The sequence below is a fragment of the Arthrobacter sp. 10T425 genome (genome assembly GCF_056393985.1).
Map to the genome: position 1 here is coordinate 308,647 of NZ_JBFTGZ010000002.1, position 14,967 is coordinate 323,613.

Consider the following 14,967-nt stretch of genomic DNA (forward strand, 5'->3'; position numbering starts at 1 on the left):
TCAGTTGCCTTCCTTGATGGTCACGTTGCTGACGGTGCCGGAGATCTCCAGGACCAGCCGGGCGCCCGGTTTCGCGGTGTTGTAGTCGCTTTGCTGCGTCGTCATGCCGCCGCGGTCCTGGTTGCCGTCGTGGAGGTTGCCCATGGTCATGTCCGCCTGGATGTGCACCGGAACGGTGGCGGGGATGACGACGGTGAGGTTGCTGGCCGTCGCGTCGATCGGAACTACGACGTCGGAGCCCAGGGGCGGATTCAGCGCCAGCTTGGTCAGGTCCGCGGTTCCGGCGCCGCCGGTGATCTCGAAGCCGCCTTGGGCCTGCTGAATGCTCGCCGGCGTCCAGTCGGCGTTCTGGAAGCGGAACCGGTCCCCGTGCGGGACCACGCTGAAGATGGCGCCGATCAGCAGGGCCACGACCGCGAAGAAGCCCAGGATCCCGGAGGTCCGGCCCCGCAGCCCTGCGAACAGGATCCCGAGGCCCAGGATGGCCGCGCCGAAGGCCCAGACCAGCGCGTTGCCGGCATCGCCGAGATCGATCACGTTGGCGGCGTCGAGGGCCTTGATGCCCCCGCCCACCACGAGGGCGGAGCCGACGGTGATGGCGACCGCCGGAGCGCCCGGGCCAAGGTTGCGCGCGGCCGGTGCAGGCGGTGTGGCGCCGGACCCCGGTCCGTAGCCGCCTGGGGGAACAGGACCGGGCGGGACGGGGCCGGACGCAATGGGTCCCGACGGCGGAGGCGGACCCCAGCCCGGGCCGGTGCCGGTGACTCGAGAGCTGTCAGCCGGGTCGCCATACGTCCGGCCGCCGCCCTGCGGGAAGCTGCCTGCTGATTGCGGCCCGGCGGCGGTGCGGGGGCCAGCTGCAAAAGCCGCGGCGCCGGCCGGGCTGCCTGAGTCGTAACGCGAAGGCATGCCAGTGGCTCCGTCCCGGATCTTGTTGCGTTGGGTCAGGTAGTAGACGAGGTAGATGGCACCGCCCACCCAGAAGACGGTCCAGACGAAGGCGCCGAAGCCGAAGCGGTCCCAGCCCCAGACCCCGGTGCCCAGGCTGGGGAAACCGATGACCGAGGTGATGAGCGCGCCGGTCATGCCGGCTGTCCACCGCCCTGCGGCGGCCTCCTGGACGTGAATGCGGCCGTCGGGTTCGGGCAGCAACGCCCAGGCCAGGCCGTAGGCGAGAACGCCAATTCCGGCGAAGACGGTCAGGACGATCAGGACGCCGCGGATAATCAGCGGATCGACGCCGAGCCGGTGGGCTATGCCGCTGGCCACGCCGCCGATCCAGCGGTCGCGTCCGCGGTAAATGCCCTGGCTGCGGATCCAGTCGAAGAAATTCTGGGTTTGCCGGCCGGGCAACGGCCCATTCGGGTCGCCGGGCGGGTAAAGCCGCGGCGGCTCCGGCGGCGCGCCGCCCGGCCCGGAGAAGGCCGGAGCGGGCTGGCCCGTGCCTGGAAGTTCGGGGTCGGGACGTTCCGTATGCGGAAGGTCCGTGACGGAACGCTCAGTGTGCGGAAGATCCGTGGCGGGAGGTTCCGGTTCTGGAAGTTCCGATTCTGGAAGTTCGGGGTGGGATCGATCCGTGGCCGGCCGGTCTGCGGAGGCCGGGCCTTCATCGGGGTGCGGAGTGTGCGGGTTCATACTTCGATCCTTCCCGTTCCCGGCGCCGGCCTCTACTGGGGAACACCCTGAACGGTCCCTGAGTGGCCCCCGGTTGGGCCCTCAAACGCGTCCGGGAAACCCCGATCCGTGCTTGGATTGAGGCATGACAACCGCGCCCGCCCGCCCGCCGCTGGTCCGCAGCAGCGACCGCGTGATTGCCGGCGTGTGCGCGGGCCTCGCCAACCACCTGGGCTGGCCGGTGCGCATGGTCAGGATCGGCATGGCAGTGGCTGCGCTCGCCGGCGGGGCCGGGGTGGCCTTCTACGCCTGGCTTTGGATCATGGTCCCCACTGCGGATGAAAACGCCCGGCGCAACGCCCGCCGCCCGGCGTCGCCCATCGCTCCGGCAGTGAGCTTCCCGGACACCCCAGGCGTGGCAAACCTGCCCGACGCCCCCGGCATGCCTGGAGCCCCCGGAACCAGTGGAACGCCAACGACGGCGGCGCCGGGGTCCTGGCGGTCCAAAGTTTCCGGCATGCCCTTCGGCAAGGAGATCCTGCTGGGCGCGGGCCTGTTGCTGGCCGCCGGGATCCTGATCGCCCGGCTCCTGGGGGTCGACGTGCCGCTGGGTACCCTGATCCCGGTCGCGGCGATCCTGGGCGGTGCCGCGATCGCCTGGATGCAACTGGACGAGACCCGCCGGGCGGGGCTCGTGGACAAGACCAAAGCGGACCAGGCCGGCGGCTGGGCCCGCCTCGCGGCCGGGCTCGCCCTCGTCGTGGCCGGCGTGCTGGTCATGGTGTCCGGCTCGGGGTCCTGGGAACAGACCTGGCTCGCCCTCCTGGCCTCGGTGGCCGTGCTCGGCGGCGTGGCCCTGGTGCTTCTGCCATGGGGGCTGAAGTTCTGGCGCGACCTGGAAACAGAGCGCGCGGGGCGGGTCCGCGCCACCGAGCGTGCCGAGATCGCCGCCCACCTCCATGACTCCGTGCTGCAGACCCTCGCCCTGATCCAACGCCGGGCCGGCAACGAGCACGATGTCATCAGGCTGGCCCGCGCGCAGGAGCGCGAGCTGCGTGGCTGGCTGTACCGGGACGCCGACAAGGAATCCGGTCAGCTGTCCGACGGCATCAAGGCCGCCGCAGCCGAGGTCGAGGACGCCCTGGGGAACGCCGTCGAGGTGGTCAGCGTGGGGGACTGCGCCATGACCCAACGCCACGAGGCCCTCGTCCAGGCATCCCGAGAGGCCATGCTGAACGCCGCCCGGCACGGCGGCGGCGCCGTGTCCGTCTACCTGGAAGTCACCGACGCCGCCGCGGAAGTTTTCGTCAAGGACAGGGGCCCGGGCTTCGATCCGGATTCCGTTCCCCCGGACCGGCTCGGCGTCAGGGAATCGATCATCGGCCGGATGAACCGCCACGGCGGCACCGCCGCGATCACCAGCAGCCCGGACGGCACCGAAGTGCGGCTCCGGCTGCCCGTCGCCGCCGCCTCTGCCGGAACTGCCTCGGCCGCCGCCAACAACGCCAACGGAGAGGCCAAACCGTGACCAGCCCAGCATCAGCATCAGGAAACCCCGCACCGATTCGCGTGGTGATCGTGGACGACCACGCCATCTTCCGCTCCGGGTTGAAGGCGGACCTGGACCCGGACATCGTCGTCGCGGGGGAGGCCGGAACGGTGGAGGAGGCAATCGCCGTCATCGCAGTCCAGCGCCCCGACGTCGTGCTCCTTGACGTTCATCTTCCCGGCGGCCGGGGTGGCGGCGGACGCGAGGTCCTGGCCGGCTCGGCGACCCTGCTGGGCACCACGCGGTTCCTGGCGCTGAGCGTCTCCGACGCGGCAGAAGATGTGGTGTCCGTGATCCGGGCCGGCGCGCGCGGCTATGTCACCAAGACCATTTCCGGCGCGGAGATCAGCGGCGCCGTCCGCCGCGTGGCAGGCGGCGACGCCGTCTTCTCACCCCGGCTGGCGGGCTTCGTCCTGGACGCGTTCGGCACGGCCCCCGCGGACATCGCCGACGACGAGCTCGACAAACTCTCGGCGCGGGAGCTCGAAGTGATGCGCCTTATCGCCCGCGGCTACAGCTATAAGGAGGTGGCCAAAGAACTGTTCATCTCGATCAAGACCGTTGAAACCCACGTCTCGGCCGTGCTGCGCAAGCTCCAGCTCTCCAGCCGCCACGAGCTGACCCGCTGGGCCGCCGAGCGCCGCCTGCTTTAACCCAAGGATGCGCTATCACTTAGGGTCCTTATCGCACTGGAATAAGGACCCGAAGTGATAGCGCATCGGGGTTTGTGACGTGTTAGTTGGCCTTGCCGAGGAAGTCCTGCAGGCGGGCGACGCCCGTGGCCAGGTCGTCGTCGCCGAGTGCATAGGACAGGCGCAGGTAGCCGGACGGGCCGAACGCCTCGCCGGGAACCACGGCCACCTCGACCTCGTCCAGGATCAGCGCCGCGAGTTCGGCAGAGGTGGCCGGCCGCACCGGGCCGTTCGCAGACGGGAACTCCTTGCCCAGCAGCGCGCGGACGTCCGCGTACACGTAGAACGCGCCCTTCGGCGTCGGGCAGTCAACGCCGTCAATCGCGTTCAGGCCCGCGACGATCGCCTTGCGGCGGCGGTCAAATGCCACCTTCATCTCATCGACGGCGGTCAGCGGCCCGGACACGGCCGCGAGGGCGGCGACCTGGGGGATGTTGGAGACGTTCGACGTCGCGTGCGACTGCAGGTTGGTGGCGGCCTTGATGACGTCCGCGGGCCCGATCATCCAGCCCACGCGCCAGCCGGTCATGGCATAGGTCTTGGCGACGCCGTTGAGGATGACCACCTTGTCGCCGAGCTCGGGCACCGCGGTGGCGATCGAGGTGAACGGCACGCCGTCGTAGGTCAGGTGTTCGTAGATCTCGTCGGTGACAACCCACAGGCCCTTGGACGCTGCCCACTGGCCGATCTCCTTGACCTGCTCCGGCGAGTACACGGCGCCGGTGGGGTTGGAAGGGGAGACGAAGAGCAGGATCTTGGTGCGCTCGGTGAGGGCCGCTTCCAGCTGGTCCACGGTGACCAGGTAGCCCTGCTCCGGGCCCGCGAACACCTCTACCGGCACGCCGCCGCCCAGCCGGATGGCCTCCGGGTATGTGGTCCAAAACGGGGTAGGAACAATGACCTCGTCGCCCGGATCCAGCAGGGTGGCGAAGGTGTTGTAGACGGCCTGCTTGCCGCCGTTGGTCACCAGCACCTGGGACGCCGCCGCCTGGTAGCCGGAATCCCGGAAGGTCTTGTCCGCGATGGCCTGCTTCAGTTCGGGGAGCCCGCCGGCGGGGGAGTAGCGGTGGTATTTCGGCTGGCTGGCGGCCTCGATGGCGGCCTGCACAATGTAGCCGGGGGTCGGGAAGTCGGGTTCCCCGGCTCCGAAGCCAATGACCGGACGGCCGGCTGCCTTCAGCGCCTTCGCCTTGGCATCGACGGCCAGAGTGGCGGATTCGGCTATGGCGGAAATGCGCTGGGAAATGCGGGCAGCAGACATGGGCGGGTCCGTTCTTCGCTTGCAGCTGGAAGGCTGGATGTGGGATTCGACGAAATCTACTCTATGCTGTTCAGCGGATCCCCCGGGGTGCCTGAACCCGAATGTGACTGACGGCTGTCAGTTGGTTTTCGCAGGCACGCAGGGGTCCGAAGAGGGCCGGTTCGACGTAGACGCAGTTGTTGCGTAGACTGGTTCTCCGGTGTTGAAAACACGATGATGGCCTGCGCCTCAGGGAAGCCTGTGGGACGCATCGGCCGGAGCGGTTTTTCTCCCCGAAGGGTAGTGGCGCAATTGGTAGCGCAGCGGTCTCCAAAACCGCAGGTTGCAGGTTCGAGTCCTGTCTGCCCTGCGCATGCTGTTCCGGATTATCCGGAACCAGCGCAGCAACCATGGTTCAGTTCAGAGCCGGGTATCCGATCATTGCGAGGATGAGTGAGGACCAGGTGACCGAAACAGCTGCCAGCAGCTCCAAAGGCCGCCCCGCCAAGAATGCCGCCAAGCCCGGCTTCTTCGCTCGTATCGCGATCTTCATCCGCCAGGTCATTGGCGAACTGAAGAAGGTCGTCGCACCGACCCGTAAAGAACTGATCAACTACACACTCGTGGTACTGGTGTTCGTGACCATCATGATGGTGATCGTCACCTTGCTGGACCTGGCCTTTGGGACCGCGGTCAGCTGGGTCTTCGGCGGCAGCGGCCCCACGGACAGCTAAGGCGACCGGTCCGCAGACTGCGTGGATGCCCCGGGAAACCGGAGATTCCGCGGGGTGTGCGGAATTGAGTCATTTAAATAGGCATGTTAGGCAATGAGGAAGCAGGAGACCAAGTGTCTGAGCAGGAGCTCGAGGTAACTGAGACTGAGCTGGATAAGAGCCAGGACGCCGCGGTGGAAGCCGCGGAAGAGTCCGAGGCTGTGTCTGCTGCGCCCGAATCCGACGTCACTGACGAGGCCGTAGCCACGGAAACAGAAGCGGCAGACGACGCAGAGGCAGCAGTTGCAGCCGACGCTGACGCCGACGCTGATGAGGCTGACACCGACGCTGATGAGGCTGACGCCGACGTGCTGGCAGCGGCGGCCGCCAAGGCCGACGTCGACCCCGCGGACGAGTTCAAAGCCAAGCTGCGCCGCCAGGAGGGTGACTGGTACGTCATTCACTCCTACGCAGGCTACGAGAACCGCGTCAAGGCCAACCTTGAGACCCGCATCCAGACCCTGGACATGGAAGATTACATCTTCGAAATCCAGGTTCCGATGGAGGAAGTCGTTGAGATCAAGAACGCCCAGCGCAAGGTCATCAACCGTGTCCGCATCCCCGGTTATGTCCTGGTCCGCATGGACCTGACCGACGCTTCCTGGGGTGCCGTCCGCCACACCCCCGGTGTCACCGGCTTCGTGGGCAACGCCCACAACCCGGTCCCGCTGCGCCTCGATGAGGTCTTCTCCATGCTCGCGCCGGTCTTCGAAGAAGAGCAGGCCGAGAAGGGCAAGCCGGTCAAGCACGCCGCCGCCCAGGTCGACGTCGACTTCGAGGTTGGCGAGTCGGTCATCGTCAAGGAAGGCCCGTTCGAGACCCTCCCCGCCACGATCTCCGAGATCAAGATCGATTCCCAGACCCTCGTGGTGCTGGTGTCCATCTTCGAGCGCGAGACTCCGGTCACCCTGGCGTTCAACCAGGTCAGCAAGATCTAGCTTTTCCCCAAGAATTCGCCCCGGGCTGCCCGCTTAGCAGCCACGGAGCGGCCGGCCGCCTTGCCATGGCGGCCACCAACCTGAGGCACGCTCCTGTGCCCCAGGACGTATTTGAGAGAAGGACCTACATTGGCTCCCAAGAAGAAGGTCACCGGCCTCATCAAGCTGCAGATCCAGGCAGGTGCCGCTAACCCGGCCCCGCCGATCGGTCCTGCGCTCGGCCAGCACGGTGTCAACATCATGGAATTCTGCAAGGCGTACAACGCTGCGACGGAAGCCCAGCGCGGCAACGTTATCCCCGTGGAAATCACGGTCTACGAGGACCGTTCCTTCACGTTCATCACCAAGACCCCGCCGGCTGCAGAGCTCATCAAAAAGGCTGCAGGCGTCGCCAAGGGTTCGGCTACCCCGCACACCGTCAAGGTTGCCAAGCTGACCCAGGCCCAGGTCAACGAGATCGCCACCACCAAGATGGAAGACCTCAACGCCACCAGCCTCGAAGGCGCAGCGAAGATCATCGCCGGCACCGCCCGCTCCATGGGTATCACCGTCGAGGGTTAATTCCCCACCGCTGATGCGCCGGGATCGGGAAACCGGTCAAGACGCCGTCAGCACCGCCGGCCAGCCGGCACCACCTAAACAATGAAGAGCGGAATTCCGGAACGGATACACCAGCCGGAATGCCGCCTGTGGCAGGGCCCAGCGCGGTCCGGAGACCACAACTGCACAAGGAGAAATAAGCAGCATGGCAAAGCGCAGCAAAGCATATGAGGCAGCCGCGGCCAAGATCGACGCGGAGAAGTTCTACGCGCCGTTCGAGGCAGTGACGCTCGCCAAGGACACCAACCCGTCCAAGTTCGACGCCACCGTTGAGGTCGCTTTCCGCCTCGGCGTTGACCCGCGTAAGGCCGACCAGATGGTCCGCGGCACCGTCAACCTGCCGCACGGCACCGGTAAGGTCGCCCGCGTCCTCGTCTTCGCAACGGGCGACAAGGCTGAGGCCGCAATCGCGGCCGGCGCCGACTTCGTTGGTTCCGATGACCTGATCGAAAAGATCGCAGGCGGCTGGACCGACTTCGACGCCGCCGTCGCCACCCCTGACCTCATGGGCAAGGTTGGCCGCCTCGGTAAGGTCCTGGGTCCGCGTAACCTGATGCCGAACCCGAAGACCGGCACCGTGACCGCTGACGTCGCCAAGGCCGTCAACGACATCAAGGGCGGCAAGATCGACTTCCGCGTCGACAAGCACTCGAACCTGCACTTCATCATCGGCAAGGTTTCGTTCGACGCCATCAAGCTGGCCGAGAACTACGCAGCCGCACTGGAAGAGGTCCTCCGCCTCAAGCCGTCCGCTTCCAAGGGCCGCTACATCCAGAAGGCCACCGTGGCCACCACGTTCGGCCCGGGCATCTCGGTTGACCCCAACGTCACCAAGGTCCTGACCGAGGTCTAGTCCTCACCGGATCCACGGAACTGCGGCTTCGCTGACGTCGCCGGTTCCAGCCAAAGGCCGTCCCGCAACTGCGGGGCGGCCTTTTGCCGTCCTGCGCCGGGACCCCGTGGCGTGCGAAACGTTTGGCATCCGGGACCCTTGGTGCCGCCGGACTTGCCGGTTAGGCTGTCCCGGTGACTACGCCGTCGTACCTCATCGAGGAACTCTCCCTGCCCGCCAGCCTTGATGCTGCCGACACCGATGCCGCTGATACGGCAGAGTTCCTCGAATTCATGGAACTCTGTGATGAGCTCATCCTGCAGACTTGGGGCAACCTGGACCGGGCATCGTCCGCGGCGGCCCGCCTGCAGTACTGGCGGGACACGGCGTACACCCGGCTGCGGCTCTTCTTCGTCCGCGTCGACGGGCGCATGGCGGCCAACTCCTGGGTCCGCTGTGAACTGCAGGAGAATCTGGGCAGTGCGCTGCTGCACGTGAGCGTCCTGGATGCCTTCGCCGGGCGGGGGATCGGCCGGGCACTGCTGGAGCACGCCGAGGCGCTGGCCTCCGCCGACGGGAGGACCATCCTGCAGACCTTCACCGAGCACCCGGCCGATTTCGACGTCGATGGCACCAACCTCATCAAGCCCGCCACGGGGACCGGAGCGCTGCCCGCCGGCGCGCCGGGCGTCCGCTTCGCCGGAAAAGCCGGCTACCGCCTGGAGCAGGTCGAACGGTTCAGTTCGCTCGACGTCCCGCCCGCCGCGGACCTCGACGCCCTGGAACGGGACGCCCTGGCCCGCGCGGGGGACTATGAGCTGCTGCACTGGACCGATTCCTGCCCGGAGGAACATGCCGCCCAGCTCGCGGTGCTCATGTCCCGCATGAGCACCGATGCCCCCTCCGGTGCGCTGAGTTACGAGCCGGAAATCTGGGACGTCGCCCGGGTCCGCCACGTCGAGGACACCTGGCGGCGCGCCGGCCAGTCCTCCCTCGTGGTGGCGGCACGGCACCGGGCCAGCGGCGAACTGGCCGCCTATACCGTCCTGCAGACAACAGCCGACAAGCCCTGGCTGGCCAACCAGGACGATACCCTCGTCGCTGTGGGCCACCGCGGCCACCGGCTTGGCATGCTCATCAAGATCCGCAACCTGCGCCTGCTGGGGGAGTCCTACCCAGCGGTCCGGCGCGTCCTGACGTACAACGCCGCCGAAAACGACCATATGCTCGGCATCAACATCGCGTTGGGCTTCAGGCCGGCGGGCTACGACGGCGAATGGCAGCGGACCGCTGCCGCCGCGGACGCAGCCACCGGCAATGAGATCCGGAACTGACCAGGCGCCGGCTGGGGCGGAAGCTGCCGGGCGCAGACTGGAGCGGAAACTGCCCTGCGTCACCAATGGAACAGCGGCCCAAACCAGCATATGCTGGCGGTTGAAAGCCCGGTTTGAGCCGGGCCGTACCGATGGTGGGTGGCACAACGGCTGGGAAGATGCCCTCTATGGCAAACGATGTACGGATTGAGCAGCTGTGGATCCCCGATTCCCTTGACGCGCCCGATGCCGCCGACTTTCTCGCCGCCATCGAGGTGGGGCGCAGGGTCCGGATGCAGACCTGGGGCACCGACGACCTCGCCTACGCGCCGCAGGAAAAGCTGCTTGAGATGGCGGACCCCTACGAACGCCAGGTGATCCTCGTCGCCAAGATCGACGGCGTGATTGTCGGGACGGCGGACATCGCCCTGCCGCTCGTGGACAACCTCGATCTCGCCGAATTCACCCTCGACATCCTGCCGGAATTCCGGCGCCAGGGCGTGGGGAGGCAGCTGCTGGCGGCCGCCGAACATTTTGCCCGGGACGAGGGCCGCCACACGATCCTGATCGACACCAACCACCCGGGATCAACCCTGACGGACCCGGAGGCCGAACAGCTCGTGCCCGGCAGCGGTGTCGGGTTCGTCCCGCTGGGCAGCCGTGACGTGGAATTTGCCCGCCACACCGGCTACACCCTGCAGCACATCGAGCAGTTCAGCTCCTGCGCGTTGCCGCTGGACACCAAGCTCGTCGCCGACCTCGAGGCCGAGGCCGAGGAAGCCAATGCCGGCCGCTACCGTCTGCACCACTGGACGGACCGGTGTCCTGACCAGTGGCTCGAGGCCGTCGCCGCGCTGGAAAACCAGGCAGGCGAGGACGAAGTGCCGGGGCCGGATGCCCAGGAAATGGTGTTCGACGGCGGCATCCTCCGGGAAGCGGAGGAAGTCACCATAGCCCAGGGCCGCCGGACGGTGGTCACTGCCGTCGAGCACATCGCCAGCGGAACGCTCGTGGGCCTGACCACCATCAGTGTCCTGGCCCTGCGCCCGGACGTCGTCTTCCAGGACGACACGGTAGTGCTGCAGGAACACCGCGGCAACAAGCTCGGGCTGCTGATCAAGGTCGCCAACATGGAACGGCTCAGCGAACAGTTCCCGGACGCCCGGGTCCTGTACACGTGGAACGCCCCGGAGAACCGCTACCTCCTGAAGGTCAACCAGCAGCTGGGCTTCACGACAGCGGGCGTGACGGGTCTCTGGCAAAAAGAACTCCCCAACTTCGGACCGGCTGTCAGCTGAGGGCTGTTCACCCAGCACTGCCCGCCGGGCACGATTTGGAACACGCGCGCCGTGTCCCGTAAGCTTGGAGGACCAAAGACCGTCGGTTGTTGGAAATCCACTCTCCCAAGCAAGACTCACTTCTGCAGTCGCGCCGGGAGAGCGCAGTGGATTTCCGGACGAAGGACCCTGAACATAGGGCGGCCGGCGCAGGTGAACGAAGCAAAGCTCCGCGGTCATGGACCGCGTCGAGACAAGCCCCGTGCATCTGCGCGGGGCGTTTTTTAGTTTTTAGCTCTTTTGAGCGGGGACCCGGACATACCGGCACTATCCCCGGAAGGAGGGTTATGGCAACGCCTAGCAAGGTTTCAGCAGTAGCTGAGATCACTAACGATTTCAAGGAATCGAACGCCGCTGTCCTGACCGAATACCGCGGGCTCACCGTTGCACAGCTCAAGCAGCTGCGTGTCTCTCTCGGCCAGGAAACCAAGTTCTCGGTCGTCAAGAACACCCTGACCGCCATTGCAGCCAAGGAAGCTGGTGTCGAAGCATTCGACGGTCAGCTCGCCGGCCCCACTGCAATCGCGTTCATCAAGGGTGACGCAGTTGCAGCTGCCAAGAGCCTGACGGATTTTGCCAAGGCCAACAAGCAGCTGGTCATCAAGACCGGTTACTTCGAGGGCAAGGCACTGAACGCCAGCGAAGTTGCTGCCCTGGCAGCACTCGAGTCCCGTGAGCTGCAGCTCGCCAAGGTTGCAGGAATCCTCAAGGCTCCTGCTGCCGCCGCTGTACGCATCATCGACGCACTGCGCCTCAAGCTTGAAGAAGAGAACGGTGCACCGGCAGCAGCCGAAGCACCCGCCGCTGAAGAAGCTCCCGCAGCAGATGCAGCAGCCGAGGCCGAAGCACCGGCCGAAGCCGCAGCCCCCGAAGAGAACTAGTCCTCTTCTCCATAAGACTCCGGTGCGACAGCGAGCCTCAGGGCCGCCGCGCACCACTATAGGAAGGACGCCACACCATGGCGAAGCTCACCAACGAAGAGCTCATTGAAGCTTTCAAGGAACTGACCATCATCGAGCTCTCCGAGTTCGTCAAGCTCTTCGAAGAGACCTTCGAAGTTACTGCTGCTGCCGTTGCCGTTGCCGGCCCCGCCGCTGCTGCAGAAGAAGCTGAAGAGAAGACTGACTTCGACGTCATCCTCGAAGCTGCTGGCGACAAGAAGATCGCAGTGATCAAGGAAGTTCGCGCCATCACCTCCCTGGGCCTCAAGGAAGCCAAGGACCTGGTTGACAGCGCACCCAAGGCTGTTCTCGAAGGCGCCACCAAGGAAGCTGCCGAGAAGGCAAAGGCTCAGCTCGAAGAAGCTGGCGCCCGCGTTACCCTCAAGTAACACCCGCCGTCCGGATCCATCGCGGTCCGCACTGCTCAAAGGAAACCCCGTCCACTCAGTGGGCGGGGTTTCCTGCGTTCCCGGACCGGAATCCACGCTGGCTGGAGCGCTCCCGTCGCCCGGGATGAACGGCGTCCAAGGATTTGGCAAAGTTTTTCTGATACCCCTGTCGCAGTTGTAAAGCCGCCCCTAGACTGTGGATTTGTGCCCACCGGCCCCTACGTTCAGGAGTTCACCCACCATGCCGAACCCACACGATGCACCCTCCCGCCGCGCGATGCTCACAGCCGCCCTCGTCGGCGGCAGCGCTGCCGCAGCCGCACTGGCGGGAGCCCCCGCAGCCCAGGCCGCTGGCGAACGGGCGGCCACGGGCGGGCCGGACGGCAAGGAGCACTTCACGCTTACAGTGCTCGGCACCACAGATCTGCACAACAACGTCTTCAACTGGGACTACTTCAAGAACGTGCCCTATGCCGACGCCGTCGGGAACAAGATCGGGATTGCCCAGGCTGCCACCCTGATCAACGCAATGCGGGCCGAGCGCGGAGCGGCGAACACCTTGACCATCGACGCCGGGGACACCATCCAGGGCACGCCCCTGGCCTACTACTTCGCCAAAATCCAGCCCATCTCGGCCACCGTGAAACACCCCATGGCGCTGGCCATGAACGCGATCGGCTATGACGCCGCGGGGCTGGGAAACCACGAGTTCAACTACGGCATTCCACTGCTGCGCACCTGGGAGAAGCAGCTGGACTTTCCGCTCCTGGGCGCCAACGTGCACGACGCCGTCTCGGGCCAGCGCGCCTTCACGCCGTACGTCCTGAAGCGGGTCAAGACGGACAACGGCTGGGTGACGGTGGGCCTGGTCGGGTTCGTGACGCCCGGCTGCGCCCTCTGGGACCGCGACAACGTCCAAGGCAGGCTCGATTTCAACGGCATCGTCGAAGAGGCCAAAGCTGTCATTCCGCAGGTGAAGGCCGCCGGCGCGGACATCGTCATTGTCACGAGCCATTCCGGGGCGACTCCGGGGTCTTCCTACGGCGACGCCCTGCCGTTCCCGGAGAACGCCTCCACCCAGCTGGCGGAGGAAGTGCCCGGCATTGACGCCATCCTGGTCGGGCACGCCCACCTGGAGATCCCCGAGCGTTTCGTCACCAACAAGGCCACCGGCAAGCAGGTGCTCCTGACCGAGCCGCTCAAGTGGGGCATGCGGGTATCTGTCATGGACCTCGAGCTCGCCAAGGTGCAGGGGCGGTGGGCCGTCACGTCGGCGCATTCGCACTTGCTGGACGCCAAGACTGTGAACCCGGATCCCGCCGTCGTCCGGGCCGTGGAGGCCGGGCATGAGGCCACGGTGAACTACGTCAATGAGGTCATCGGAACCTCCACGGCACCGCTCAGCACGGCCACCGCCTGCTGGGAGGACTCCGCAGCGATCGACGCCATCAACTACGTCCAGGCGAGCACCATCAAGGCTGAGCTGGCCAACGGTCCTGCGGCCGGGCTGCCCGTGCTGTCCATTGCCGCGGCCTTCTCCCGCGCCGTTGATGTCAAGGCCGGGGCGCTCACCATCCGCGACGTCGCAGGGCTATACATCTTCGACAACACGCTGCTCTCCGTCAAGGTCACTGGCGCGCAGGTCAAGGCATACCTGGAGTGGTCCGCCCAGTACTTCAAACCGGTGACCGCTACCACAGCCAGGGCCCAGGACGTCACCAATGCCGTGACCGCCACGGCACCGAACGGCACGCCGGACTACAACTACGACGTTGTCTACGGCCTGGACGCGCCGCTGAACTACGAGATCGACCTCGCCCGGCCGGCAGGGGACCGGATCGTCAAGCTGACCTACGGTGGCGAGCCGCTGCGGCTCGAGCAGGAATTCGCGCTGGCCATCAACAACTACCGGCAGAGCGGGGGCGGCAACTTCCCGGCCGTGAAGAGCGCGCCCGTGCTGTCCAACAGCCAGCAGGAGATCCGGCAGCGCATCATCGACTACGTCGTGGACCGCGGGACCTTGGACGTCGCCGTGTTCAGCCAGGCCAACTGGCGCCTCACCGTCAACGGGGCACCCCTCACGGTTACGGCCTGACGCCCGGTCAAACAGCAACGCGGGGTCACTTCCGGCCCATCCCGGCGGTCGGGATGGGCTCCAAGTGACCCCGCGTTGTTGTTAACCCGGGCGGGCTAGTTGGGTTCAGTGATGTCGGCGACGACGGCGCCCAGCGCCGCCGTCAGGGCATCCGCGTCCACGAACGCGCTGTAGCCATGTTCCCCGGCGCCCATGGAGATCCGCCGGCCCGTGATGGTCTGGTCGGCGTAGACGGGCCAGGGGCGGATGCTGCCGAGCGGCGTGATGGTCCCGCGCTCGTACCCGGTGGCCTCGAAAGCCGTATCCGCCGCCGGCAGCGAGAGCTTGTTGACGCCCAGCAGCGCCCGCAGCTTGGGCCAGGAAATCTGCCGGTCTCCGGGGACCAGCGCGAACAGGAAACTGCCGTCCTTGTGCTTGACCACGAGCGACTTCACGATATCCGCGGGCCGGATCCCGAGGATACCGGCCGCCTCCTCAAGGCTGCGGGCGGCGAGGCGTTCGACGATCTCCACGTCCAGCCCCCGCGCCGCGGCGTCGGCGAGGAACCGTTCGCGGCCGCTGGTTGTTTTCTGCTCTGGCATCGCGTCAAACCTTCCTGACTCCTGGCGGCGGTTCCCGGTCCGCCCGGCCGCCCTGTGGTCCGGGCCCGCCCGG

14 protein-coding genes and 1 tRNA gene are annotated in these 14,967 nt (G+C 66.5%); 12 read left to right on the forward strand and 3 right to left on the reverse strand.

What is annotated here, in order from left to right; genetic code table 11:
* Positions 1 to 1,635: a PspC domain-containing protein gene (locus tag AC1DDH_RS03730; RefSeq protein WP_476954874.1), complete on the reverse strand. Its 1,635-nt coding sequence runs from the start codon at positions 1,633 to 1,635 to the stop codon at positions 1 to 3.
* 124 nt (positions 1,636 to 1,759) lie between these two features.
* On the opposite strand from AC1DDH_RS03730, the gene AC1DDH_RS03735 reads away from it, so the two are divergent.
* Positions 1,760 to 3,142, forward strand: coding sequence for an ATP-binding protein (locus AC1DDH_RS03735; RefSeq protein WP_476855683.1), 1,383 nt, complete (start codon positions 1,760 to 1,762; stop codon positions 3,140 to 3,142).
* Entirely contained in the window at positions 3,139 to 3,816 is a 678-nt protein-coding gene (locus AC1DDH_RS03740) for a LuxR C-terminal-related transcriptional regulator (protein WP_476855684.1), read from the forward strand. The genes AC1DDH_RS03735 and AC1DDH_RS03740 overlap by 4 nt, the downstream gene beginning before the upstream one ends.
* 82 nt (positions 3,817 to 3,898) lie before the next feature.
* Here the strand turns inward: AC1DDH_RS03740 and AC1DDH_RS03745 are convergent, their stop codons facing one another.
* Positions 3,899 to 5,116, reverse strand: a complete 1,218-nt coding sequence (locus AC1DDH_RS03745) for a pyridoxal phosphate-dependent aminotransferase (RefSeq protein ID WP_230008956.1) — start codon at positions 5,114 to 5,116, stop codon at positions 3,899 to 3,901.
* Between the two features lie 276 nt (positions 5,117 to 5,392).
* On the opposite strand from AC1DDH_RS03745, the gene AC1DDH_RS03750 reads away from it, so the two are divergent.
* The 10 genes from AC1DDH_RS03750 to AC1DDH_RS03795 all read left to right on the forward strand — a co-directional run bounded on the left by AC1DDH_RS03750 (position 5,393) and on the right by AC1DDH_RS03795 (position 14,313).
* A tRNA-Trp gene (locus tag AC1DDH_RS03750) sits at positions 5,393 to 5,465 on the forward strand.
* 79 nt (positions 5,466 to 5,544) lie between these two features.
* Entirely contained in the window at positions 5,545 to 5,829 is a 285-nt protein-coding gene (secE, locus tag AC1DDH_RS03755; RefSeq protein ID WP_028276538.1) for a preprotein translocase subunit SecE, read from the forward strand.
* Positions 5,830 to 5,942: 113 nt separating this feature from the next.
* Positions 5,943 to 6,806 carry a transcription termination/antitermination protein NusG gene (gene nusG, locus AC1DDH_RS03760; protein ID WP_476855685.1) on the forward strand — a complete coding sequence of 288 codons (864 nt, stop codon included), beginning with the start codon at positions 5,943 to 5,945 and terminating at the stop codon, positions 6,804 to 6,806.
* 129 nt (positions 6,807 to 6,935) lie between these two features.
* Positions 6,936 to 7,367: a 50S ribosomal protein L11 gene (gene rplK / locus AC1DDH_RS03765; protein WP_018773647.1), complete on the forward strand. Its 432-nt coding sequence runs from the start codon at positions 6,936 to 6,938 to the stop codon at positions 7,365 to 7,367.
* 184 nt (positions 7,368 to 7,551) lie between these two features.
* Positions 7,552 to 8,259 (forward strand): 50S ribosomal protein L1, encoded by a 708-nt coding sequence (gene rplA, locus AC1DDH_RS03770; RefSeq protein ID WP_018773648.1) that lies wholly within the window; start codon positions 7,552 to 7,554, stop codon positions 8,257 to 8,259.
* Positions 8,260 to 8,432: 173 nt separating this feature from the next.
* On the forward strand, positions 8,433 to 9,572 hold the full coding sequence (locus AC1DDH_RS03775; protein ID WP_476855686.1) for a GNAT family N-acetyltransferase: 1,140 nt from the start codon (positions 8,433 to 8,435) through the stop codon (positions 9,570 to 9,572).
* A gap of 167 nt (positions 9,573 to 9,739) precedes the next feature.
* A complete protein-coding gene (locus AC1DDH_RS03780; protein ID WP_028276541.1) occupies positions 9,740 to 10,849 on the forward strand; it encodes a GNAT family N-acetyltransferase in 1,110 nt (369 codons plus the stop codon).
* A gap of 326 nt (positions 10,850 to 11,175) precedes the next feature.
* Complete coding sequence (gene rplJ / locus AC1DDH_RS03785; RefSeq protein ID WP_028276542.1) at positions 11,176 to 11,769, forward strand: 50S ribosomal protein L10; 594 nt, start codon at positions 11,176 to 11,178, stop codon at positions 11,767 to 11,769.
* Positions 11,770 to 11,846: 77 nt separating this feature from the next.
* Positions 11,847 to 12,218 (forward strand): 50S ribosomal protein L7/L12, encoded by a 372-nt coding sequence (gene rplL / locus AC1DDH_RS03790; RefSeq protein WP_028276543.1) that lies wholly within the window; start codon positions 11,847 to 11,849, stop codon positions 12,216 to 12,218.
* Between the two features lie 241 nt (positions 12,219 to 12,459).
* Positions 12,460 to 14,313 carry a bifunctional metallophosphatase/5'-nucleotidase gene (locus AC1DDH_RS03795; protein WP_476954875.1) on the forward strand — a complete coding sequence of 618 codons (1,854 nt, stop codon included), beginning with the start codon at positions 12,460 to 12,462 and terminating at the stop codon, positions 14,311 to 14,313.
* Positions 14,314 to 14,408: 95 nt separating this feature from the next.
* Here the strand turns inward: AC1DDH_RS03795 and AC1DDH_RS03800 are convergent, their stop codons facing one another.
* Positions 14,409 to 14,894 (reverse strand): aminoacyl-tRNA deacylase, encoded by a 486-nt coding sequence (locus AC1DDH_RS03800; RefSeq protein ID WP_223913811.1) that lies wholly within the window; start codon positions 14,892 to 14,894, stop codon positions 14,409 to 14,411.
* Between the last annotated feature and the right edge of the window lie 73 nt (positions 14,895 to 14,967).